Source organism: Pyrinomonas sp. (assembly GCF_040289685.1).
Taxonomy (GTDB): Bacteria; Acidobacteriota; Blastocatellia; order Pyrinomonadales; family Pyrinomonadaceae; genus Pyrinomonas.
Map to the genome: position 1 here is coordinate 22944 of NZ_PSLQ01000020.1, position 24534 is coordinate 47477.

The 24534-nt window shown below is 60.4% G+C and carries 15 protein-coding genes; 13 read left to right on the top strand and 2 right to left on the bottom strand.

The genetic code is table 11. From position 1 onward, the window contains the following. The first annotated feature begins 227 nt into the window (after window positions 1-227). From C4334_RS06465 to C4334_RS06520, 12 genes are all read left to right on the top strand, one after another. Complete coding sequence (locus C4334_RS06465; RefSeq protein ID WP_352431265.1) at window positions 228-1229, top strand: nitrilase-related carbon-nitrogen hydrolase; 1002 nt, start codon at window positions 228-230, stop codon at window positions 1227-1229. Between the two features lie 829 nt (window positions 1230-2058). Then, a complete protein-coding gene (locus C4334_RS06470) occupies window positions 2059-2259 on the top strand; it encodes a hypothetical protein (protein WP_352431266.1) in 201 nt (66 codons plus the stop codon). Between the two features lie 108 nt (window positions 2260-2367). After that, entirely contained in the window at window positions 2368-6000 is a 3633-nt protein-coding gene (locus C4334_RS06475) for a TonB-dependent receptor (RefSeq protein ID WP_352431267.1), read from the top strand. Window positions 6001-6255: 255 nt separating this feature from the next. Next, window positions 6256-7791 (top strand): tetratricopeptide repeat protein, encoded by a 1536-nt coding sequence (locus tag C4334_RS06480; protein WP_352431268.1) that lies wholly within the window; start codon window positions 6256-6258, stop codon window positions 7789-7791. 33 nt (window positions 7792-7824) lie between these two features. Then, window positions 7825-9453, top strand: coding sequence for a tetratricopeptide repeat protein (locus tag C4334_RS06485; RefSeq protein WP_352431269.1), 1629 nt, complete (start codon window positions 7825-7827; stop codon window positions 9451-9453). Between the two features lie 336 nt (window positions 9454-9789). Continuing rightward, window positions 9790-12006: a tetratricopeptide repeat protein gene (locus C4334_RS06490; protein WP_352431270.1), complete on the top strand. Its 2217-nt coding sequence runs from the start codon at window positions 9790-9792 to the stop codon at window positions 12004-12006. A 108-nt stretch (window positions 12007-12114) separates the two neighbouring features. Further along, window positions 12115-12558 (top strand): c-type cytochrome, encoded by a 444-nt coding sequence (locus C4334_RS06495; RefSeq protein WP_352431271.1) that lies wholly within the window; start codon window positions 12115-12117, stop codon window positions 12556-12558. Between the two features lie 492 nt (window positions 12559-13050). Then, window positions 13051-14577 carry a 4-alpha-glucanotransferase gene (malQ, locus tag C4334_RS06500; RefSeq protein ID WP_352431272.1) on the top strand — a complete coding sequence of 509 codons (1527 nt, stop codon included), beginning with the start codon at window positions 13051-13053 and terminating at the stop codon, window positions 14575-14577. A 121-nt stretch (window positions 14578-14698) separates the two neighbouring features. After that, window positions 14699-16612: an alpha-amylase family glycosyl hydrolase gene (locus C4334_RS06505; RefSeq protein WP_352431273.1), complete on the top strand. Its 1914-nt coding sequence runs from the start codon at window positions 14699-14701 to the stop codon at window positions 16610-16612. A 17-nt stretch (window positions 16613-16629) separates the two neighbouring features. After that, the gene (locus C4334_RS06510) at window positions 16630-18057 is read left to right on the top strand and encodes an MFS transporter (RefSeq protein WP_352431281.1); all 1428 of its coding nucleotides are present in this window, start codon (window positions 16630-16632) and stop codon (window positions 18055-18057) included. A gap of 142 nt (window positions 18058-18199) precedes the next feature. Beyond that, window positions 18200-19591, top strand: coding sequence for an alpha-amylase family glycosyl hydrolase (locus tag C4334_RS06515; RefSeq protein ID WP_352431274.1), 1392 nt, complete (start codon window positions 18200-18202; stop codon window positions 19589-19591). 120 nt (window positions 19592-19711) lie between these two features. Continuing rightward, the gene (locus C4334_RS06520; protein WP_352431275.1) at window positions 19712-21379 is read left to right on the top strand and encodes an amidohydrolase; all 1668 of its coding nucleotides are present in this window, start codon (window positions 19712-19714) and stop codon (window positions 21377-21379) included. Window positions 21380-21388: 9 nt separating this feature from the next. On the opposite strand, the gene C4334_RS06525 is transcribed toward C4334_RS06520, so the two are convergent. After that, complete coding sequence (locus tag C4334_RS06525) at window positions 21389-22741, bottom strand: APC family permease (RefSeq protein WP_352431276.1); 1353 nt, start codon at window positions 22739-22741, stop codon at window positions 21389-21391. A gap of 72 nt (window positions 22742-22813) precedes the next feature. Continuing rightward, a complete protein-coding gene (locus C4334_RS06530; protein WP_352431277.1) occupies window positions 22814-23461 on the bottom strand; it encodes a class I SAM-dependent methyltransferase in 648 nt (215 codons plus the stop codon). 213 nt (window positions 23462-23674) lie between these two features. Between C4334_RS06530 and C4334_RS06535 the strand changes: the two genes are divergently transcribed. Then, window positions 23675-24370 (top strand): DsbA family protein, encoded by a 696-nt coding sequence (locus C4334_RS06535; protein WP_352431278.1) that lies wholly within the window; start codon window positions 23675-23677, stop codon window positions 24368-24370. The last annotated feature ends 164 nt before the right edge of the window (window positions 24371-24534 follow it).

The following is a 24534-nucleotide window of genomic DNA, read 5'->3' on the forward strand; positions in this document are numbered from 1 at the left end:
CGTCTCCGGCTGAGGATGAAGAGCGGGCGGGCTGGCAAGATGTGAGTTCGGCGGATCGCGCGTGCGCAGGTGATGTTGGCGAGCGTGTTGAGTCGCGCGAAGAGGATTCTTGAAGGATAACGCCTGTGTGGTCGTTCGGCGATGCTAGGCCGTGGACGTTTCTCAGAATGCGAAGCGCATTCTGGAGTCCGAGATTCTGAGGGTCTATTTTCCCCAAGGATCAACCTATGGAGAACCAAATACGCTATTCCGTTGCCGTTTGCCAAACCGACATGCCGAATCCGCTCGATCGGCGCCAGATGCAGCGTAACACCGACCGCATGCTCGCGATGATCGAAAGCGCCGTCGCCGGCGCCGCTCCTTTCTTGCCCGTGCGCTTGATCGTCTTTCCGGAGTTCGCGCACGCAGCCCCCATCTACCCGACGCTGGCTGAACTGCGCGAGAAGCTTGCGCTGCCTATCCCGAACGAGCAGACCGAGCGACTGGTAGAAGCGGCGCGCGCCCACGCCATCTACATTCAATCCGGCTCCATGCTTGAAATCGATCCGAAATGGCCCGGCGCCGTCTTCAATACGACTTGTTTGATCGGTCCGGAAGGGATCCTCTACAAATACCGCAAAGTCAATCCGTGGATCCCGTACGAAGTGCACACCAGCCCGCACGATCTCGACGGCTACGATGAGCCGCTGTTTCCCGTAGCAAATACGCCCATTGGTAAGATCGGCTGCGCGATCTGCTACGATTGGCTCTTTCCTGAAACCATTCGCCAACTTGCCGCTAACGGAGCGGAAATCCTCATCCGCGTTTCGGCTTACATGGATCCGTGGGGCGCAACCGAACCGATGGCTTGGTGGACGGTGATCAACCGCGCGCGTGCCATCGAGAACATCGGCTACGTCGTCGCCGCCAATCAAGGCGCGAGCCTGCGACACTATCCGCCTTATTCGTGGCCTGGCGGAAGTCAGGTCGTCGATTTCGACGGGCGCGTGCTTGCCGAGGCATCGCCTGGACCGGGTGAGAGAATCGTCGTCGCGCCCGTGGACGTTTCGGCGCTTCGCCACGAGCGCGCAACGCGCATGGGCCATCACATGCTTGCGCACCTGCGCACGGAAGCCTATACAGTTTACCGCAGTCACGTCTATCCAGCGCGCCGGACAGATCCGACAGGTCTATCTTACGAACGCAACTGCGAGCTGATCGCCGAGACGAAAAAGCTCGTCGCAGAGTGAACGACGAGAAGCTTCGCCTACGAGACAATGCCTGAAAGGCCTGTGTGTGATATTCGGGTTGCTCCAGAGTCGTCTGTATCTGGCGTTCTTGACGTCCGAGAGGTTCTGCCGAATCACATGCGAGGGCAAAACATCTCATGCGCGCCGCTTTGAACGCTTTGCCGAGGGCGCGGGAAGCCGACAGCGCGTCTACTTTTTGTTATACCTTGGCGCTCGTGCCACAAGGAGCAGGCGTCTATTGCTTGGTTTCGCCTACATCGAAAGGCTTTGAACACTTCGCATGAAACGCAAATCTTTAGAGAAAAGTGACAGAAAAGAGAGGAAAAAAGGGTTGACACCGGTCTAGAACTTGAGATATATACGGGTTCGTTCGTTGGTCAGAACAACAAAAGTTCTGACATTTTTGCCCACGAGGATGTCTCGGACGCTTGTCCAGCTAGAGGCGCGAACGTCGTCTTCATGGATTTTGGCAGCGGGAGGGAGCAGTTCATCGTCAGCGCCCATTACCTAAATCGCGCCCAGAAAAGTTTCGGTCGAAGGCTTTAGGCCATCGATTCGAGGAGGATGAAAGAACCGATGTGTGAGAGAGGTGTATGCCTTCTGATCGTGCGTGTATGGGGATGACGCTAGCGAGCTGTTTCGTCGCACTTGCCTGGTTCCTTTTGGTCGTGTGTGTATGGATTATGGCTCCTGCATTAGCCAGTTTAAGAGGAGCCTAACGAGCGGTTGGAATTTGCCGGAAGTCATGTGCGGAGCGAATAGAACGAACGTGCGCGGGCATGGCTTGGTGCGTCCCCTTGCAAGGCTATGCATCGCTGTGTGTCTCATCATGGGGCCGGTGGTTTCGGCGACGCGCGCGCAGAACGACGTCATGATGCAGGCCTTTTATTGGAACGTGCCTGTGGATGCCGCCAACCGAAACGGCACGTGGTGGGAGGCGCTTGCGACCAAAGCTTCGGAATGGAGAAACGCGAGCATCACGGCCATCTGGACGCCGCCGCACGGGTATGCCGTGTTCGTCACGCGATGAGGACCAGCAGGAACGACCGGAGGACTTCACGGAGGGAGACTGGCGAGCGGCGCTGGAGCCGCTGGCATGATGTCGGTTGCTTCGAAAATGGGGAATGGAGAATCGCTTATGCAGAAGAGGAAGCTGCACATTTGGCGGTCGATTCGTCAGATCGTCGCTTTGTGCTTGATCGTCGGTGCTTGGGCGTTGACGGCGCCGGCACAGACCACTAGAGGGACCATCGTCGGCACGGTTACGGACACAACGGGCCGCGTGATCCCCAATGCGACCGTAACCATCACCAACGTCGCCACTGGCGCCGAACGGCAAGTGACGACAAACGACGATGGGACTTACGCGGCCCCGCTGCTCGACATCGGAACCTACCGCATCACGGTCAGCGCTTCCGGCTACCAAACGGTGACGCGCGAGAACATCGTGTTGCAGATCGGCGATCGCTTGCCGGTGGACGTGCAACTCCCGCCAGCGGGCGTAGCTGGCGAGGTGACGGTGACGGCTGAACCGCCGCTGGTCCAGACGGAATCGAGCGAGCGAGGGCGCGTCATCACCGGGCGCGAAGTGACCGAGTTGCCGCTGTCAGGCCGCAACTTCACGCAACTGGCCACCTTGACGCCAGGCGTGTCGCGTTCAATCAACATCGGCATCGCGGGCGACCCGCGCGCGTTCAACAACGGCGACCCGCGCGCGGGCAACGGCGGCCCTGGGCAGGGCAACGAGAACGGACAAACCGAAACGTCGCGCTTTGCTCGCTCGGGTAGCGCAGCTTTGTCGGTTAACGGGCAACGTCCGACCAACAACAACTTCACGCTCGATGGGGTCGATAACAACGAACCGCAATTCGGGACCATCGGCATCTTTCCGAACCCGGATGCGATTGCCGAATTCAGAGTCTCGACGAGCATTCCGCCGGCTGACGTAGGGCGCGCTTCCGGCGCTGTCATCAACGTGACGACGCGCTCGGGCACGAACGATTTTCACGGGAGCCTCTACTACTACGGACAGAATTCGGCGCTCAACGCCTACCATCCGGTCCTGAAGACGCGCCTTGCCGAAGCCCTGGCTCGGCGCGCTTCGGTTCTCGAACTCGATGCGCTGAAGAAACCGGTCCAACAGATCCACGAATTCGGCGGCACGCTCGGCGGTCCACTCAATCTTCCGCGATTTGGCGAAGGCGGTCCGGTCTTCATCAGCGGGCGCGACCGAACCTTCTTCTTCGTCGAATATTTGGGGCAGCGCAACAACCTGCCTTTCCCGGCCAATTCGACCGTGCCGACGGCTCTTTCGCGCACGGGCAACTTCACCGAGTTCAGGAACATCGATTGCGACGGCGATGGACGGACCAATGGCCCAAACGATGGTCCGGTTTGTGACCCGCGCACAGGAAGAGCTTTCCCTGGCGGCATCATCCCGCTTAGCCGCCAAACGACCGTCGGACGCAACTACCTGAACGCCTTTCCGCTTCCAACGCGCAACGTCTTCAACCCAAGCGATTCGCTCGAAGCGCGCAACTATTTCACGCAACGCGCTAATCGCGAGATCATCAACAACTTCGGTTTGCGCATCGACCACCGTTTCAGCGAGAGAGTTTCGCTCACCGGGCGCTTCAATGAACAACGGTTGACGACCAATCGCGCGAACCTCTTTCCGGGCAATATCCCAACCGCCGGTTTCGGCGCGGGCGAAGAGCGCGGCAACGCGCGCCAGTTCGTGTTGACCAGCACGCAGACCTTCAGCCCGACGCTGCTCAACGAGTTCCGCTTCGGCGTTACGCAAACTCAGATCTCCATCTTCAACTGTGGCGTTGGCGGCGCGTGCGGCGTAAGCCCCACTTTCGCCCGCGACATCGGCATCCCGAACGCTAATGATGGTTCGCTGGTCGCTTCGGGCGGCTCTTTGATCGGCGGTTTCGGCACGGGCTTTCACGAATTCACGGGCGATGGCGGGCTCTTCCAAGTCAAGAGCAAGAACCCGTACTTCGCCGATACGCTGACCATCATCAAAGGGGACCAGACGATCAAACTCGGCGGGGAAGCTCGTCTGCGCTACCTCAACACAGTGGATGCCGGACGCACTGGCGCGCTCAAGGGGCAGTTCCAATTCGCCGGTTACAATCCGCCATTCAACACGGAGCTACGGCCGCGCACAGGGCCGAATCCAAACTGTCCGCCCGAATCGCGCGCCGCCAACGGGGAATGCTACGTCGATGCCAACGGCATCCCATTTGGTACGAGCGGCAACGCGCAGGCTGACATACTGCTCGGCGTGCCGGCGTTGTTCGTCTCCAAAGGTAAGATCTTCGGTGGTCCGTTCAATTTGCGTTCACAGGAGATCGGTCTATTCGTGCAAGATGACTGGAAGGTCAACGAACGCTTGACGCTCAACCTCGGCTTGCGCTACGACCTCTTCCTGCCTTTCTCCGAAAGGGACGGACGCTACAGCCTCTACAGCATCGAACAGCGGCGCGTCGTCGTCGCTTCGGGCGGCGGCGACCGTTTGGTGGAAACGGACAAGAATAACTTCGGGCCGCGCCTTGGCTTTGCTCTCGCGCTCGACAAGAGCAAAAACCTCGTTTTGCGCGGCGGCTACGGGTTGCTCTACGCGCTCGATGGTGTGGATTATCCGCCAGGCGTGCGCAACCCACCGTTTTCGAACAGCGTTGGTTTCGGTCAACAGCAGTTTGCTGGCACTGGACCGGATCGGACGACTTTCAGCCTGCAGACCGGACCGCCCGATGTGCCGCAAGTTGATCCGAATACTCTGCCTTCGTTCATCGGCGTCTTCGCCGTCGATCCGCAGCAGCGCACGACCTACGTGCACCAGTACCAGCTAAGCCTGCAGTGGCAATTTGCGCGCGACTACTCGCTCGACATCGGTTACGTCGGCAATCGCTCGCGCAACCTCCTTTATGCGCGGGATATTTCGACCAGCGGTTCAGCCGAAGCGCGAAATCGCGCCGGGCAGTTTTTGACCAACGCCGTGCTCTACACCAATGGCGCGAAATCCTGGTACGACGGCATGCAGGTCCAGTTGCAGAAGCGTTTCTCGCAGAACGTCGGCGGACAGGTCTCCTACACTTGGAGCCACACCATCGATAACTCGACCGGCATCTTTAATGGGCTTGGGGAGCAGCGCGGCAGTCGCGGCGGGCCGATCAATCCGCTCGATCCGCTCAGCGACCGCGGCAACTCTTCGCTCGACGTTCGCCACTTGCTTTCGGCCAATGCCATCATCGACCTGCCGTTTGGTCGCGGACAACGCTTCTTCAATCGTGGTGGCGCGGTCGATAAGCTCTTCGGTGGATTCCAGCTCAACTTCATCGTTTACGCGCGCACGGGCTACCCGTATTCGGTGGCGGCCAACGAGATCGTGCGGCCATCGCTTATCGGCGACCCGTTCGCCAACGTGCCGCCCGGAAGGCTGCTTAACCCAGCGGCCTTTACCACCGACCGGCGCTTTTTGCGAAGCGTGACCAACGCTGCCGGCACGACGATCTTCTTCGGCAACGTGGGGCGCAACACCTTCCGTGGCCCGGCTATCTACACTGCCGATATGTCCGTCTTCAAGAACACGCTGCTGAGCGAGAAGGTGAAGTTGCAAATCGGCATGGAGTTCTTCAACCTCTTCAACCATGCTAACTACACCGTGCCGCAAAACAACGTGAACAACGACGACTTCGGCATCATCAGGTTCAATGCGCAATCCGGGCGCGTCATTCAGTACCGCGCCAAATTGCTCTTCTGAAACCTGTGACCGAAATCAAGCCCGGCGCGCCGGAGGCGTCTGAACCTCCCGGCGCGCCGAACCGTCATATTGAAGACGAGCGACCGGAATGGTTTTCATTGGTCCAAAATGAGAGCCCCCTTGACGTGCCGAACCAGTAGGTCGAAGATGCGCAACGGTCGCGCGTCATGCGCTCTCGCCGTCCGGCGGAAGTGCCATTTCGGGCGGCATTCGGGCAAGCGTTCTGCTACAATCTGTAGGCCGCTGAGCTAGACGATGTTTTCGATGCGTGTCATCTTCGCCGCAACGGTGACGCTTCTCCTCTGCTGTGCGCTTGCGAGAGGGCAGCAGGAGCGCTCACATGTCGAACGTTTCAGTTCGCCGGAGAAGAAGGCCGAACGCACCGAAGCCGAGGCGACGGCCAAGCTGGCGCGCACCCCGGACGATGCCGAAACGCTTAACGAACGTGCGCTCGCGCGCATGCGCTTGGGGCGCTACGCGGAGGCGCACGATGATTTGCGGCGTGCGCTTGCGTTGCAGCCGCAGAGCGCCGAATACTGGGCCAATCTGGGCTACGCCTTGTGGAGACTAGGCAAGCTCGCCGAAGCGATTGAAGCCGAACGCGCGGCGTTGAAGCTGGACGAAAAGAACTTCGTCGCCAACTACCAACTGGGAAGGTTTCTGCTTCGCACGGGCGATGTCAAACTTCTGCCAGAAGCGGTCAAATATCTGCGCCGCGCGCTGGAACTCGATCCGCGACAATACGAGGTCCGCTTCGAACTGATCGCCGCTTACCGTCTGCTCGGCGACACGGCGCAAGCTTTAGCGCAACTCGATGTGCTTCTCGATGCACGCCCGTCAGACCCGCGTGTCATTTACGTCAACGCGCTGTTGGCTGCCGACCGGGGTGATCTGGCGGAAGCGGTGAAAGGTTTTCGCACGGCGCTCAGACAAGATCCGACGCTCGACGGCGTAAGGTTAGATCTTGGCCTCGCTTATTTGAAAATGCAACGGTGGCAGGAAGCAGTCGAGGTCTTTGATGAGCTTGCGCGTCGTCAAGCGGACTCGGTGGAAGCGGCCTACTTCCATGCCCTCGCGCTTTACAACGCCGGGCGCATCGACGACGCGGAACGCGAGGCGCGGCGCGCGCTTCGTCTGAACGCGGGAGCCGCCCCGGCACATACGCTTCTCGGCATCATCCTCGCTTCGCGCGGCGGAGCCGAACGCGAGGCGCTCGAATCCTTGACGCAGGCCGTGGCGCTCGATCCGGCCAGCTTCGATGCCAACCTCTACCTCGGGCGCGTTCAATATATGATGCGCAACTACACCGAAGCAGCGCGGAGCCTGCGCGCTGCCGTCAGACTCAACCCGCGCCACGCCGAAGCCCATTTTCTTCTCGGGACGGTGCTCGAAGCGTTGGGCGATGCGGAAGCGGCCATGCGTGAGTATCAAGAGATCGGGCAGCGCGAACCGCAATCCATTTACGGTCAACTCGGACTCGGCGCGCTCCTCGTCAAACAAGGAAAGATCGAGGATGCAATCGCCGCCCTGCGACGCGCCACGGCGCTCGAGCCGAAAAACTTCGAGGCGCAATGGGCGCTCGGACGCGCCCTGCTGCTCGCCAATCGTCCAGCGGAAGCGCTGGAACCATTGCGAAGCGCCGTCGCGCTCGCCCCGGACCGGACCGATGCGCGCTACCAACTGGGGTTGGCGCTTAAGCGTCTCGGGCGCGATAAAGAAGCCGCGCGCGAGTTTGCCACCGTAGAGCGGTTGAACGCTGAGTTTCGCGCGGGAGCCGCGCCGAAGCCGTGAAGCGGAAGGCTTATGCGAGAAGCAAGCTTCGACATGCGAAAACGAGCGCGCCGCATGGCGGCGATCCTCTTGCCGTTCAAGGCAATCATTGTGGCGCTCGCGCTCTTCGCGACGGTCGCTTCGGGACAACGAAAGGATGCGTCCGGAGCACTGAACGCGGAGGCGCAAAGCTCGCTCACCGCTGCCGTTCACGCGCTGGAGAGGGGCGCGCTCGGCGACGCCGAACGGGCCGCGCGCGAAGCCGTGCGACAGGCACCGCGTTCGGCCATTGCGCGCAACGTGCTCGGCGTCGTGCTCGATCGCGCGGGACGCGCTGATGATGCGCTCGCCGAGTTCAAACGCGCCGTCGAACTCGATCCGGATCTGGTGAGCGCGCGCAACAACTTGGGGCGCCTGCTCGCGTTGCGCGGACGGACGGCGGAAGCCATCGCTGAGTTCGAGCGCGTGCTTCGCCTTGAGCCTAATCACTTGCAAGCGCATTACAATCTGGGGGCGCTCTACGGCGATGCAGGAGATTTCGCCAAGTCGGCGGAGCATTTTGCGCGCGCGCGCGCCGCCGCGCCGGATGATCCGCAACTGGCGCTCGCATTTTTGAACGTCGCCTATCGCGCCGGACGAGTTCGAGAGGCCGATGCCGCTGCGGAGCTGGTCGAGCGTGCCGCTGGAAACGAGCCGCGCGCTCTTTTCACGCTCGCCACAGCGCTCGCGCAAAACGGGCAATATGGACGCGCAGCTCGTCTCTTCGCGCGCGTCAATCAGCTTCAACCGCGCACCTTTGAAGTGCTCTACAACCTCGGCATCGCCCTTTACAACTTGGATCGCAACGACGAGGCGGCGCAGTACCTAGCTGAAGCCGCCGACTTGAATCCAAAACCGGCGGAGACCCATTTCAGGTTGGCTCTGATCGCTAGCGCAAAGGGCGATTACGCCAACGCCATCGAAGAGTTTCGGCACGCCGTCGAACGTGAGCCGCGCAACTCAAAGTACCACTACATGCTCGGGCGCGAATACTTCCGCGCTGGCGTGTGGGAAGAGGCGATCAAAGCCTACACGGCGGCTATCGAGCTCGAACCGAAACAAGCCGCTTACGTGCTCGCGCGCGCCAACGCGCACTACCGCAAGGGCGAATGGGTGGCTTCGGCAGCCGATTTCGACCTCGCCGCCGAACTCGATCCGACCATCAAAGACATCGAGTACTTGCGAGGCTACGCGCATCGCGCCGCAGGCAACTTCGACGTCGCGCGCCAACTGCTCGAAAGCTTCGTTGCCAAGCAACCCGATCACCTCGACGCACTCGCTAGCTTGGGTTACGTCTATCTCGAACAGGGCCGCCTCGAAGATGCCGAAAGAACGCTCAAACGGGCGCTTGCCATCGACCCAAAGAACGTCCCCGCCCTCTACGACTACGCGCGCATTGCCGTCAAGCGGCGCGACTACCCGGAAGCGGTTCGACGCTTGGAAGCGGTGCTAGCGCTCAATCCGACGCACACGCAGGCGCACTACCAGCTCTTCCTCGCTTACTCGCGCCTGAAGAACATGGAGCGCGCGCAAGCCGCGCTCAACGAGTTCAAACGGCTCGAAGCCTTGGAGAAACAGGCGAAACAAGAACGCATGTTCGACGAAAAGCTCCGCACGCAACAGCTAAGCGGCGCTTCGCCATAGGGCAAATTGCCAGAAAGCGCCCGGAGCGATCCAGACTTTGGGAGCGCTTTGATATTCGCGTTCGTTGCGACTAATGATGCGCATCGCAGATGAGCGATCTCGATCCGGCGCACTTTGAGGCGCTATAGCCAAAGTTATAGCGGCGGGTCTTGCTACGGTCGCATGACAAAAAGGCTTCGCGGAGCAAAACTGTGCACTCGCGGTGCCTTTGTTTTGTCGGGCAACAAGAAGGCGAGCCGTCGGTAGGCGTTCGTCGGCATGGCCGTCGCGCTCGCGCGTGCGCACGTGGCGCTTTGAAGCCGTTTCTGCTTGTCCACCTTGAACGGGAGCGGGCTCATGGAGAGCAAAGAGATCAGAAGAAAAGCGGCGGCTTGTTTAGTGACTTTGGCGGTCTTCGCCCTCGTTTGGTTGACGACGCGCAGCGTCGTCGGCGCTGGCGGCGAAGCGCCGTTGCACCACGACAAGGTCGCGGCCAGTTACGATTGGCGCTTCGGCTCAAACCCTTTCGCGCCGAGCAACGCGACCACGGAGACAGGCAAATTCATCCCGCCCGAAAAGTTCATCTCTTCAACGCGCTGCATGCAATGTCACACGGACGTACACGCGCAGTGGTTGCAGTCGGCCCACCGCAACTCTTTTCGCGAACCCTTCTACCAAAAGAACGTCAATGACATCATTGCGCAGCGCGGCATTGAGTTCACGCGCCATTGTGAGTCGTGCCACAATCCTGCAGCGCTCTTTTCCGGTGCTCTCACGTCGAATCCAGTCTTCAAGGATCGTCCGTTCGATGAGGAGGGCGTCTCCTGCATTGCCTGCCACTCGATTCAATCGGTCAACGGCAAAGGGATCGGCGGCTACGTGATGGGCGAGCCAGCGCTTTTGGTGCGCGAGGACGGAACCAAACTGCTCGACGTCACGGATCAGGATATACTGAACGACATCCCGTCGCACCGGCGGGCGATGATGCGTCCGGTGTTGAAGTCAACGTGGTTTTGCGCCGCTTGTCACAAATCGCAAGTGCCGCGCGAATTAAACGATTACAAGTTCATCCGCACTTTCTCGCTCGGCGATGAACATCAGATGTCCTCTTTTTCCAAAGAGTCGCCGCATCCGTTCTACGTGCGCGACAAAATGGACTGCCGCGCTTGCCACATGCAGCCCGAACAGGTGAAGCTCTACGACGTGTCGGCGAAAAACGGCGCGGTCGCTTCGCATCGGTGGGCAGCGGCCAACACGGCCATCCCGTATTTCTATGGCTGGAACGAGCAGCTTGAAGCTGTGCGCCGGTTCTTGGAGAACGACGCCATCGGCGTGGATATCTTCGCCATCAGGCGCCAGCCGCGCGGCAGCAGCGAAGAGCAGTTCATCGCGCCAGTGAATCGCAGCCGCTTCGTGATCGAACCGGGCGACGCGATCACCGTCGATGTGGTCATCACGAACAAGAACATCGGTCACTCATTCCCGCCCGAGCTGCGCGACTTCTACGAAGCATACGTTGAGTTTACGGTGTCGGACGCGGCGGGACGGACGCTCTACCAATCCGGTTTCATCAAACCGGATGGTTACCTGGATGAGTCAGCGCACAACTACAAGACCTATCTCGTGATGGCCGATGGCACCTTTAACGACAAGCACATGATCTGGCGAACGCGCGCCATCGCGCAGAACAACCAGATCCATTCAGGTCGTTCGGATGTGGCGCGATATCGTTTCACTATCCCCAAGGAGGTCGGCGGGCTGGTGAAATTGACGGCGCGCGTGCGTTACCGCCGTTTCACGCGCGTCTATCAGGATTACGCGCTCGGCAAATCGGTCGATTACCCGATCGTGACCATGGCGACGGCTGAGCAAGTGCTGCGCATCGGCGAGAATCAGCCGCAAACGCCCGATCCGAAAGCCAAAGGGTTCATGCCCGATTGGCGGCGTTGGAACAACTACGGCATCGCCGCGTTCGATCAAAAGCAGTTCGCGCTGGCGGCTGAAGTCTTCGGGCGCGTCATCGAGATGGACGAAAAATACCGCCCGATGGCGAAGATCAATCGGGCGCTCGCGTTGATCGAGCTTGACCGTTGGGATGAAGCTGCCGAATTGATCGACTCGGCTTTGCGCGATGACCCGCAGAACATGCGCGCCATGTTTCAGCGAGCGCGCGTCCGCCTCAAGCGAGGCGAATTGCAGGCTGCCGAAGAGGATCTAAGGCGCGTGCTTGAAGTCTATCCGCGCGATCGGTTGTCTTTGCAGCAGATGGGCGAATTGATGAAGATCAAGCGCGATTACGTGGCGGCGCGCGGATTCTACGAGCGGATCCTCGCCATCGATCCGGAGGACACAGGCGCGCACTACAACATGATGCTCATCTATCGCAAACTCGGCATGAACGAAGAGGCGCAACAGCACGCACGCACCTTCGCCGATCTCAAGGATGATCCGAGCGTGACGCACATCGCTGCCGACTTCTTGCGACGCCACGCGGAAATGAAGCTCGAAAGCGTCCCGTTCCACGTCCACGACTTGGACGCAAAATCGGGCGCGCTGGTGGCGCATGGGCACTGACAAAGATTCAACGCGTGTCTTTAAAAATCAAGGCCGAAAGCGGGACGGAGAGGCCCGGGACTGAACCTCATTGAGCCTCTCTTCTCGTCGTTCGCCAAGGAGAAGAGCGTGGAGTTGCGTAAACAGAATCGAGCCAAGGTCATCGCCATTATCATCGGCTTGTTGCTATTAAGCGAAGCGGCGCTCGCCCGACTGGACCGGAGCCAACAAGGTCACGACGCAAAGACTGGACCCGAAAGCGCAGTTAAAGAGTGCGAACCAACGCCGGAAGCGGCGCGCGGCAAGGAACTCTACCTTCAGAACTGCGCGCGCTGTCACGGCAGTGATGGGCGTGGCGAGACGCCGTTAGGCAGGCGTTTGCAAGCAAGCGATCTCACCGATCCGGAGTGGCAGTGGGAGATGAGCGACCGTCGTATCGCCGAGGTCATCACCAACGGCGAAGAACGCATGCCCGCCTTCGGACGCAAGCTCTCCGCTGAAGATGTCGCGCTCGTCGTCGCGCACGTGCGAACGCTGAGGGCCAAGCGTCCTCGCGCCACGGCAAGCAAGTGATCTGAGGCTCTGCCGGGAGCATCATCGAAGCGGTCGAATGAACCCAGAACCACCGAGCAAGTGATTCCGATGAGATGTGCGGCGCCGACGCGCGCGAGTTCCACGATGGCGTACCCATGTCCACCGAACAAGTCAGATGAGATGTGAGCGTCGGTCGGTTCCCTCTAAGATGCGCCGTCCAAACCATATGCGGCGCGTCGTGCAGCGCGGCTTCTCGAAAGTTTAGCGCTGGCGGATCGCGTCGCTCGTTTCGGAAGCGACGGGCTTTCCGTGCTCGCCGCTCGATCTACGGGAACGAATCGGTGCCGGGCGAGCTTGACGAGGACGCGCAACTCGGTTGAAGATTTTGCCTCGGCGCAGGATGATCTCGGGCCTCGTCGGCGGGGACGACACCCTTGTTTCAACTGCGATGCGCTGGTCCAAAGGGGGTTAGTGCCGTCTTCGCCCCTTTAAATTTGATCTGACAACAAACTTCTGTGGCGAAAAGTGATCTTGAAACAGAGAGCGAGCGGCATACTGCTTCATCCGACCAGCTTGCCGGGGCCTTATGGCATTGGCGATCTCGGACCGGAGGCGCGCGTTCTGGTTGATTTCCTCGCCGACAGCGGGCAGACGCTTTGGCAAGTCTTGCCGCTTGGCCCGACCGGCTACGGTGATTCCCCCTACCAATGTTTCTCGGCCTTTGCTGGAAACACGCTGCTCATCAGCCCCGATGTGCTCGTGTGTGAGCGTCTGCTTGAAGTCAGTGACATTGCCGCTGCGCCAGCGTTCCCCATCACGCGCGTCGATTTCGGGCGCGTCATCGAGTTCAAACGATCTTTGCTCGAAAAGGTTTACGAACGGTTCAGGACGTTCGGTTCCGACGCGCTGCGCCAAGAGTTCGACGGGTTTTGTTTGTGGGCGGCTTCGTGGTTGAACGACTACGCGTTGTTTCGCGCGCTCAAAGACGAGCACGGCGGAGCGGCATGGAACCGTTGGGACCGACGTCTCGCGTTGCGCGATGAACGGGCGTTGGCCGAGGCGCGTGTGCGCTTACGCGATCGCGTGGAGGCGCACAAGTTCGCGCAGTTTCTTTTCTTCAAACAGTGGTTGGCGCTCAAAGACTACTGCCGCCAGCGCGGCGTGCGGATCATCGGCGACATCCCGATCTTTGTGGCCTACGATTCGGCAGATGTGTGGGCCAACCCGCGCCTCTTCAAGCTCGACGAAAACGGCGCTCCGCGTGTCGTGGCCGGCGTTCCGCCCGATTATTTCAGCGCGACAGGGCAACTTTGGGGCAATCCGATATATGATTGGGAGCGACTCCGCGCTGAAGGCTTTCGCTGGTGGGTCGAGCGCGTGCGTTGGGCGTTGCAGATGGTCGATGTCGTTCGGCTCGATCACTTTCGCGGGTTCGCTGCTTGTTGGGAGGTTCCGGGTGGAGACAAAACGGCCGAGCGCGGGCAGTGGGTGCCGGCGCCCGGTCGTGAGCTGTTCGAAACGCTCGCGCGCGAATTGGGCGAGCTGCCGATCATCGCTGAAGATTTGGGCGTGATCACGCCGGATGTCGTCGAGCTACGCGATAGCTTCGGTTTCCCCGGAATGCGCATTTTGCAGTTCGCCTTCGGTGGCGACAGTCGCAACCTAGACCTGCCGCATAACTATGTGCGCAACGTCGTCGTTTACACGGGCACGCACGACAACGACACCACCGTCGGCTGGTTCAACTCAAAGGCAGGCGAAGGCTCGACGCGAACTGTTGAACAGATCGAGCGCGAACGACGCTTTTGCTTGAAGTACTTGAACACTGACGGGCGCGAGATCAATTGGGATTTCATCCGCGCCGTGTTCGCCTCCGTCGCCGATACGGCCATCGTCCCGTTGCAAGATGTACTCGGGCTTGGCAGCGAAGCGCGAATGAATCTGCCGGCGAGCACGCAAGGTAACTGGCAGTGGCGTTACGAAAAGGAGGCGCTCACCACTCGCCACGCCGAACGGTTGCGCGAGCTGGCTGAACTGTACGGGCGAACGCTTGACTGATCTTGCGTCTTTCGCTCCCAGACCTGATGAGTGAACGGAGAGTAAGAGGAGACCGGCCAGGCGAACGATTGATCGCCTCTTCGCTCCCATCGCCGACTGGAATTCAGCGGATCATACGAAGATGTTAGAAGATAAGTTCAGGCGAATCGCCGCTGTCGCTTTTTTCATCTGGGTCGTTGCCGTTGGCGCGCTGGCCCAGCGCCCTGAAGTTTTCAAGGTGGAACCGCCAAATTGGTGGGCCAATCATTCGATCAATCCCGTGCGCGTGCTCGTGCGCGGGCGCAATCTCGCGGGCGCGCGCGTCGAACCGGTGGGGAGCGGCATCCTCATCGGGTTGGTGCGCGTCAACGCTGCGGGGACTTATCTCTTCGTCGATGTCGAGGTCGCGCCGGAGGCGCGTCCCGGTCGGCGCGCGCTGCGCATCATCGCTCCGGGAGGAAGCGTCGAGGTGCCGTTTGAGATCTCCGCCCCGCTCGATCGTCGCGGACGCTTTCAGGGCTTTGGACCAGACGACGTTATATACCTGATCATGCCCGATCGGTTTGCCGATGGCGATCCGAAGAACAACGATCCGCCGAAATCTCGCGGCCTATATGACCGGCGGCGCGCGCGTTATTATCACGGCGGGGATTTTCGCGGCATCATCGACCGTCTGCCGTATCTCAAGGAACTCGGCGTCACTGCGATCTGGCTCAATCCGTGGTATGACAACAACGATCGGTTGAACGAGCGCGAGCAGTATCCGGATCGTCCGGGCGAGCCGAAAGCGCCGATCACGGACTATCACGGTTACGGCGCGGTCGATTTCTACGGCGTCGAAGAGCATTTCGGGAACATGGCCGACTTGCGCGAATTGGTCGAGCGCGCCCACGCCCTCGGCATCAAGGTCATACAGGACCAAGTCGCTAACCACACTGGCCCATACCATCCATGGGTGAAAGATTCGCCGACGCCGACATGGTACAACGGAACCGAAGCGCAGCACCTCGTCAATCCATTTCAAGCTTGGACGTTGCAGGACCCGAACGCCGCGCCGCAGATGCAACGCCCGACGCTGGAAGGGTGGTTCATCGACATCCTGCCCGACCTCAATCAGAACGATGAGGAGGTGGCGCGCTACATCATTCAAAACACGCTTTGGTGGATTGGCATGACCGGCATCGACGGCATACGCCAAGACACTTTACCCTACGTGCCGCGCGCCTTCTGGAACCGTTGGATGACGGCCATCAAACGCGAATATCCGCGCTTTACAGTGGTCGGCGAGCTTTACGATGGGGATCCGGCGCTGGTCTCCTTCTTTCAAGGCGGCGCGGCGCGTTTCGACGGGATCGATTCCAAGATCGATGCCCTTTTCGATTTTCCGCTCCTGTTCCCGCTGCGTCGCGCTTTTGCCGAAGGCAAACCGATCAAGGAACTGGCCCAGATGTTGGCGCGCGACCACCTTTACGTCGACCCTAGCATGCTCGTCGTCTTTTTCGGTAATCACGATATGCCGCGCTTCATGAATGAATCCGGAGCGACGGTGGCCGGGTTGAAGCTGGCGCAGACTTTTATCCTGACGACGCGCGGCATCCCGCAGCTTTACTACGGCGACGAGATCGCCATGCGCGGCGGCGGCGATCCCGATAACCGACGCGATTTCCCGGGCGGCTTTCCAGGCGACGAGCGCGACGCTTTCACGCGCCAGGGGCGCACGCCCGAAGAGAACGAAGCGTTCGATCATGTGCAACGGCTGTTAAGTCTGCGCGCTGAATTGGAACCGTTGCGGCGTGGGCGTTTGATCAACCTTTACGTCGCCGATCAGCAGTACGCTTATGCGCGCGCGACGCCACAAGCGTCCGTCGTCGTCGTCTTCAACAACGACGCGAAACCAGCCACCATTGAGTTTGACGCGCGACAGGCTGGGATCGAAGAGGGCGTGCGCTTACGTGACCGACTGGGCGTTGCGCCAGATGTGATCGTTTCGGGCGGAAGGTTCCGTGTCGTCATTCCGGCGCGTGCAGCGAGCATCTTCGTTGCGCAACCAAAGTGAGGAGGAGCGAAGAAGTGATGGAGAAACCGCGTTTGAGTTTCTGGCAGATTTGGAACATGAGCTTCGGCTTCTTCGGCATCCAGTTCGGTTGGGGACTGCAGCTCGGCAACATGAGCGCTATCTATGAAAAGCTCGGCGCTGATCCGGACCGCATCCCTTTCCTTTGGCTGGCTGCGCCCATGACCGGATTGGTCGTACAACCTATCATCGGGGCGATGAGCGACCGCACGTGGAACCGTTTAGGACGTCGGCGCCCGTACTTTCTCGTCGGCGCGATTTTGGCAAGCGCTGCGCTCTTTATCATGCCGGACTCCTCGACGCTCTGGATGGCCGCTGGCTTGCTTTGGATCCTCGACGCTTCGATCAACGTCTCGATGGAACCTTTTCGCGCGTTCGTCGCTGATAAGCTGCCCGAAGAGCAACGCACCGCTGGTTTCGTCATGCAAAGCTTCTTCATCGGCCTCGGCGCGACGTTTGCTGGCGCGCTCCCCTTTCTCTTCAGCCGGTGGGGCATTGTGGGCACGACCGAAAGCGGTATTCCGCTCACCGTCAAATACGCTTTCCAAATCGGCGCGGTCGTCTTCTTGCTCGCCGTTTTGTGGACCGTTGCGACAACGAACGAGTATCCGCCTGAAGACATGGCCGAGTTCGAACGTCGGCGCCGCGAAAAGCGTGGCGTGGCCGCTTATTTCAGCGAAATCTTCTCGGCCATGCGCGAAATGCCGCCGACCATGCGGCAGCTCGCCGTGGTCCAGTTCTTCACGTGGTTAGGCCTGTTCAGCATGTGGCTGTTCTACGTGCCGGCAGTGGCGCGCCACGTCTTTGGCGCAACCGACGCGCGCTCGCCCGCTTACACTCAGGGGCAGGAGTGGGGCAACTTGACCTTTTCGATCTATTCGATCACTTGTTTCGCCATCGCCTTTGTGTTGCCCAAACTGGCCCGCGCGATGGGCCGTCGGGCGGTACATGCGCTGGCCTTGTTGTGCGGTGCGGCGGGACTCTATTCGGTCTATTTCATCAGCGACCCGTGGCTGTTGATGCTATCCATGGTCGGCGTCGGCATCGCTTGGGCTTCCATTTTGTCGCTGCCCTACGCGATTCTGGCCGGAGCGTTGCCGCCAGCACGCATGGGCGTGTACATGGGCATCTTCAATTTCTTCATCGTCATCCCGGAGATACTCCAGGCGCTCACTTTCGGTCCGTTGATTCGGGCGACGTTCGGCGCGGACAATCCGAATACGCCACTCTACATGGTGATTTTCGGCGCGACCTGTCTGGTCGCCGCGGCGCTCTGCGTTGTGCGCGTGAAAGAGGTGCCAGCGCGCATCCCTGCGACGGCGGTCCTGCAGGCCGACGAAACGGAACCGTTGACTCTGCCAGAAGCGGCGCAGCCCGTGCCGAGCACGGGGTTGGTCGATGGCGGCACCGATCTACGTGAGCGTTAAGACGCGCGGAATCGGCCGCGATCGGTAGTGCCAAAGGCGAGCGGAAAGCATTTGCGTCGCGGAGAAACAGAGAAGACGAAAGACGATAAAGGACTCAATGCAACGGCGGCGTTGTGGAATACGAAGCGAGGATCAAAGAAGAATGACGAGGAAAACGTTCTGTTTCGCGCTCGCTTTGATCGCAGCACTAACCGCCTCGTTGCGCCCGGCGAAATGCGCGCAGCAAGGGGCTGCGCGTGATTGGTCCAAGGAGCAAGCGCGCCCAGTGCGCGACTGGGTGCGCGACGGGGTCATCTATGAGATCTTTCCGCGGGCCTTTTCGCCCGAAGGGAATTTTCGCGCCATCATCACGCAACTCGACCGGCTGCAATCGCTCGGGGTGACCATCCTGTGGTTGATGCCGATTCATCCCATCGGGCAAGAGCGGAAAAAGGGGACCATCGGCAGCCCCTATGCCGTGCGCGATTACTACGCGATCAATCCGGATTACGGTACGGCGGACGACCTGAAGCTTCTGGTTGCGGAAGCGCATCGGCATGGCATGCGCGTCATCCTCGATATGGTCGCCAATCATACGGCTTGGGACAGCGTGATGATGAAGAACCCAGATTTCTACACGCGCGATGCGCAAGGGCGCATCATCCCGCCGGTTCCCGATTGGGCCGACGTCGCCGATCTCGATTACAACAACCCGCGCTTGCGTGCCTATATGTTGGATGTTCTGCGCTATTGGGTGCGCGCGTTCGACATCGACGGTTACCGCTGCGACGTCGCCGGCATGGTGCCAACCGATTTCTGGGAAATGGCACGCGCTGAATTGGAGAAGATCAAGCCCGATATCGTGATGCTGGCCGAATGGCACTCGCCTGACCTTTTGGTCAAAGCTTTCGATCTGGACTACTCTTGGCCGCTGCACAACGCTCTGACGGACGTGTTGATGGGGCGCGCGCCAGCGACCGCCTTGCGCGCGACATGGGAAGAGGAGCGCGCGCGTTTCCCTCGCGGCGCGCTGCACATGCGCTTCTCTGACAATCATGACGAACGGCGCGCCATCGCCCGTTTCGGCGAACGCGGGGCGCTGGCTGCGTCGGCGCTGGTCTTTACGCTCGACGGCGTGCCGATGATCTACAACGGCATGGAAGTTGGCGATACGACCGAATCGGGCGCGCCGGCGCTCTTCGAGAAACAACCGATCTTTTGGGCCATTGCGGAGCGTCGGCCCGAATTCCCACGCTTCTACAAAAGCATGATCGCGTTGCGACGCCAGCACACGGCCTTGCGACACGGCGAACTGGTCTGGCTGGCCAACTCGGATGAGGCGCGCATCGTCACCTTTTTGCGACGCGGCGACAAGGAAGAATTGTTGGTTGCCATCAACCTCTCGAACCGTCCTTTTCTAGGTTTAGTGGAAGTCGCCGAAGGCGCTTCGTTCGCGGAGATCACGCCGGACCCCGCCTCCGCAAAGCGCCCAATGGGGTTGCCCACCTTAAGCTTGGAGGCTTACGGCTTTCGGTTGTTTCGTCGCTTGAAGTGAAGGTCGGCGAGGGGAACGCTCTGACATCAATCGTCGCCGGAGCCTGCTCGTTCGATCTCGAAGGTTGGCGTATATGCGCGGTGAGATGTTAAACTTCGCTTCGAATTCGATCCGATGAGAATGTGGTTGAAGTTCTTCTTCGCGGTCTGTCTTGTGGCGTCCGCTGTGACGCAAGGCGAAGGTCAAGGCGTCATGGCCGATCTGGTGATCACAAACGCGCGGGTTCGTACCATGGATGAACGGCGCCCTGAGGCCGAAGCGGTCGCCGTCATCGGCAACCGCATCGTCGCCGTTGGCTCCGACGCAGAGATAAAACGGCTCATCGGGCCAGCGACGCGCGCAATCGATGCGGGCGGGCGGTTGATCCTTCCCGGCTTCAATGACGCGCACGTTCACTTCATGAGCGGCGGGTTTCAGCTCTCGAGCGTCGATCTGCGCGACGCCGATAGCCCACAAGAATTTGCCGAGCGCATCCGACGATACTCGGAAAAGCTTCCGTCGGGGCGTTGGATCACCGGCGGCGATTGGGATCACGAACGTTGGCCCGGCGCGCCGCTTCCGACCAAGGAGTTGATCGACCCTTTCACCAAGGATCGGCCCGTTTTCGTCAATCGTTTGGATGGGCACATGGCGCTCGCCAACAGTTACGTTTTGAAGCTGGCTGGCATCACGCGCCAGACGCCCGATCCGCCAGGCGGCGAGATCGTGCGCGATCCGAAAACGGGCGAGCCGACGGGGATCCTGAAGGATGCGGCGATGAGCTACGTCTATCGCATCATGCCGGAGCCGAGTTTTGAGGAGAAACTCGAAGCGGCGCGCCGCGCCACCGAGCATGCAGCGAGTCTCGGCGTCACCAGCGTGCAAGACGTCTCCGCCGGCGCGGATGTGGGCGTTTACCAAGTTCTGCTCGAACGCGGCGAGTTGAAGACGCGCATCTACGCCGTTTCACCTCTGCCACAATGGGAGAGGTTGCGAGCGGTCGGCGTGCGCGCCGCTTTCGGTTCGGCGATGTTGCGCATCGGTGGCCTCAAAGGGTTCGCCGATGGAAGTCTGGGTTCGACGACGGCGCTCTTCTTCGAGCCGTACAAAGACGCGCCGAACACGCGCGGGCTGGCCAGCGACGAGATGCCACGCATGTTGGAGCGCGTGCGCGGCGCTGACCGTGCGGGATTGCAAGTGATGATTCACGCCATCGGCGATCGGGCCAATCACGAAATACTTTCGATCTACGAACGAGTTGCGCGCGAAAACGGCGAGCGCGATCGGCGTTTTCGCATCGAACACGCACAGCACATCAGACCGCAAGACATCCCGCGTTTTGCGCGCGCTGGCGTCATCGCTTCCATGCAACCCTATCACGCCATTGATGATGGCCGCTGGGCCGAAAAGCGGATCGGGCCGGAACGGATCAAAACGACCTACGCTTTTCGTGCGCTGCTCGACGCGAACGCGACGCTCGCCTTCGGCTCCGATTGGACCGTTGCGCCGCTCAACCCCTTGCTCGGCGTCTACGCGGCGGTGACGCGCCGCACGCTCGACGGCAAGAACCCGAACGGCTGGGTGCCTGAACAAAAGATCACGGTGGAAGAGGCAGTGCGGGCTTACACGGTTGGCTCAGCCTATGCAGAGTTCGCTGAAAAGGAGAAAGGACGAATCGCGCCCGGCATGCTGGCTGACATGGTCATGTTGTCGCAGGACATCTTTCGCATCGATCCCAGCGAGATCGAAAAGACGCGCGTCTTGTTGACCATCGTCGATGGGCGCATCGTTTACAGCGCCGAGCGTTGAGGCTCTGTTTCACCGCTTTGCGGAAGAGGATGTTGACTCTCCCCCGTCGCTTTGTGAATGAGAATCTCGCCTTGTCCTTCTCACCTTTCTGTGGATGAAATAGATTAAGAGGCCCAAAAGGGCGGCAATCGTCGCATCGCGCGCCTCGCGCCACGTGCTGTTGGCGAGCAGCCACAGGATCAGTCCGAGCGCGAGGGCGGTGACCAACGTGCCGGCGGGAGCGCGAAATCCAGACGTGCGAAGCTCGTCCTCGCGCTGGCGAAAGACCGGCAGCGCAGCGCACGTTGCGGCATAGATCACCAGTCGCGTGATCGCGCTGACCGTCAAGGCGTAGATGAACGTCCCCGAAAGCGTTAACGCGAGCACTACTGTTGCCGTCACGAGGATCGAGACGTGCGGCGTGCGAAACCTGTGGTGCGTCGCAGCCAACACGCGCGGGAGTTGATCGCGTTCGGCCATGGCGAACGGCATACGCGATCCAGCGAGCAGAACGACGTTTAGATTGCCGATGATGGAGGTGATCGCGCCAGCGGAGATCAGCGCGCCGCCCGCCGCTCCCAGAAAGCGACTGCCGGCATCGGCAAGCGGCCTTTCCGACTCGGCCAGTTCGGGCAGCGTTCCGATGCAGACCGTTTGGATGAGGATGAAGAGCACGGCGACGATGGCGATTGCAACGAGCACGGCGAAGGGGATGTCGCGTTGCGGATGACGCGCTTCGCCCGCCGGAATAACGGCCATCTCGAACCCCGTGAAAGCGTAGATGAGCAGCAGCACCGAGGTCGAAAAGGCGCTGTAGTCAGGAAGCGCATCGAACGAGTAGTTCTCCGGCGCGATGAAGAAGAGTCCGACGGCGACCAGGATCAGGAGCGGAATGAGTTTGCCGATCGTGAAAAGGTTGCTGACCAGCGTCGTCTCGCGCACGCCGAGCAGATTGACGACCGTGAGCAGAAGGACGACGCCGGTGATCAGAGCGGCGCGCCATGCACCGGAGCCGACCGGCGGCCAGAAATAGCTCGCATACTGGACCAGCAGGTTGCAGTTTGCCGCGAAGGCCGTTACGCGCACGAGCCAGAGTAACCACCCGACCTCAAAGCCAACCGTCGGTCCGAACGCCTCGCGCGCGTAAAGATATGGCCCGCCAGTCGCGTCGAAGCGGCTCCCGACTTCGGCAAAGCAGAGGACGATGAGCGCGACGACCAGCGCGCAGACGGCAAACGCCACGATGCTGTATGCTCCGATGAGGGAGAAGACTTTCGCCGGCAGGCCGAATATCCCTGCGCCGATGATCGCGTTGATGGCGATGGCGACGAGGTCCCAACGGCGTATGCCGCGCGTCAGTCCTTCTTTGGATATGTTCTCCACGAACTGGCTTTTATAAACCAAACGAAGACAACCAGCAATTCACGCTGTTGTTTGATCTCGGTGCGGCGGACGTCATGATTTCTGCGCGAGGATGGCGATCTTGGTCCAGCCGATCGGTTCGAACGGTGCGAAGCGATGGTTGAGCAGGATGCGAAAGTGACGGTTGGTAGCGGCGATGATCTCGTCGAATGGATGAGCGCGAAAGCGAAAGATGAGTTCGAGGAGTTTGCTCGCTGGAGATGGCCGCACGGGTAAGTGGACCAGATAGCCGCCTGGCGCGAGGACGCGCGCTAGCTCGCGCAACCCGTCGTCCAACGGGACGTATTCGAGCGCGCCGCTGGTGACGATGAGATCAAACGATCCGTGGGCGAAAGGCAGCGACAGGATGTTCGCTTGGAAGAACTCCACCGTGTGGCGGCGAAAAGCGCGTTGTTGCGCGACCGCCCGCCGCGCTGCGTTGAGCGATGAGGCCGAAAGGTCCACAGCCGCAATGCGCGCCGGGCGATGGAGCACGCGCAGCAGCGAGAGGGTGAGCAATCCTGTGCCGCATCCGGCGTCAAGAATGCGCGCGTTGTGTGGAAGCGGGAGCGGATTTGCGAGCAGAAAGCGTTCGATCGACCGGCGGTAGCCGTTGACCTTGAAGGTCAAATCATATAGACGCGCGATCCGGTCGTAGAACGTTCCGGCATCCGATGCACCGATGTGCGAGATCTCGTTCATCTGGAGTCGGTCAAACCTCGTGCCGCAAGTGAAACACCGGTTCCGAACCCTTCGGGGCTTTTATACCGGAACGTCGAATCGGCTTCAACATCAAAACGGGCGGATTGCACTCCGTCGCGGGAACGGTTAATCTTGTCCCGATGAGTCAATCGCTCCGCTCATGATACGTCGCTCAAGGTCTTATGAGCGTGGGCGCTTGACGCAAGACCGAAGATGAGCCGACGAAAAGAACTGCCGTTCATCATCATCGCGGCGGTGTTGCTCGCCGCTGTGGGCGGAGGAATCGTTCTGTTCCGCTCGCGAACTGAGCAGATGGCCGCCGTATCCAAAGCCGAACCGGCTGCAAGCGCATCGCCCATGGCACGTGAGATCGCGCCGGGAGCCGATCCACCCCATTTTCGCGGCGGCGCGCAAGCCTCGGTGGTGCTCGAAGAATTCGCCGATTTTCAGTGTCCATCCTGTGCCGCGTTGACCAAGGAAGTCAAACGCATCGCGCCGGAATTCGGCGACCGGTTGAAGATCGTCTATCGCAACTTCCCGCTGACTTCCATGCACAAGAACGCTCTCGATGCGGCGCGCGCAGCCGAAGCTGCTGGCATGCAGGGACGTTTTTGGGAGATGCACGATCTGCTCTACGACGCGCAGCCGCGCTGGGCCGAGGCCGACGACGCACGCGCCATTTTCGCCGAGTATGCGCGCACGCTACGCCTCGACGTGGAACGTTTCCGGCGCGACATGGACGGGCAGATCGTCAACGCACGCATCATGGCTGACATGCAACGCGGAAGGTCGCTCGGCGTCGTGGGAACGCCCACCGTCTTCATCGATGGCAAAGAGATTCCGTATCAGATGACCACCGCCGATAGCCTGCGCACGATCATCAAGAACAGGCTCGGCGAGAAGAGATGATCTCGAAGCTCTTTTGAGAGCAAAGCGAGCGGGTTTTGCTTTTGCGTCGCTAGCACAAAGATCGCAGGCGACGTCAGCTAGGCTTTTAGAAAAACGGGGGAGCGCGAGTGGGCTGTAATCCCCCTCAATTCATTGAGGGGATACACCGCACCCCCTCGCATATA

What these genes read in the sequence shown, in the direction of transcription:
- C4334_RS06480 (WP_352431268.1), top strand. Translation starts at nt 6,256, where the DNA reads ATGTTTTCGATGCGTGTCATCTTCGCCGCAACGGTGACGCTTCTCCTC.
- C4334_RS06520 (WP_352431275.1), top strand. Translation starts at nt 19,712, where the DNA reads ATGTGGTTGAAGTTCTTCTTCGCGGTCTGTCTTGTGGCGTCCGCTGTG.
- C4334_RS06465 (WP_352431265.1), top strand. Translation starts at nt 228, where the DNA reads ATGGAGAACCAAATACGCTATTCCGTTGCCGTTTGCCAAACCGACATG.
- C4334_RS06470 (WP_352431266.1), top strand. Translation starts at nt 2,059, where the DNA reads ATGGGGCCGGTGGTTTCGGCGACGCGCGCGCAGAACGACGTCATGATG.
- C4334_RS06475 (WP_352431267.1), top strand. Translation starts at nt 2,368, where the DNA reads ATGCAGAAGAGGAAGCTGCACATTTGGCGGTCGATTCGTCAGATCGTC.
- C4334_RS06505 (WP_352431273.1), top strand. Translation starts at nt 14,699, where the DNA reads ATGTTAGAAGATAAGTTCAGGCGAATCGCCGCTGTCGCTTTTTTCATC.
- C4334_RS06510 (WP_352431281.1), top strand. Translation starts at nt 16,630, where the DNA reads ATGGAGAAACCGCGTTTGAGTTTCTGGCAGATTTGGAACATGAGCTTC.
- C4334_RS06515 (WP_352431274.1), top strand. Translation starts at nt 18,200, where the DNA reads ATGACGAGGAAAACGTTCTGTTTCGCGCTCGCTTTGATCGCAGCACTA.
- C4334_RS06485 (WP_352431269.1), top strand. Translation starts at nt 7,825, where the DNA reads ATGCGAAAACGAGCGCGCCGCATGGCGGCGATCCTCTTGCCGTTCAAG.
- C4334_RS06530 (WP_352431277.1), bottom strand. Translation starts at nt 23,461, where the DNA reads ATGAACGAGATCTCGCACATCGGTGCATCGGATGCCGGAACGTTCTAC.
- C4334_RS06490 (WP_352431270.1), top strand. Translation starts at nt 9,790, where the DNA reads ATGGAGAGCAAAGAGATCAGAAGAAAAGCGGCGGCTTGTTTAGTGACT.
- C4334_RS06535 (WP_352431278.1), top strand. Translation starts at nt 23,675, where the DNA reads ATGAGCCGACGAAAAGAACTGCCGTTCATCATCATCGCGGCGGTGTTG.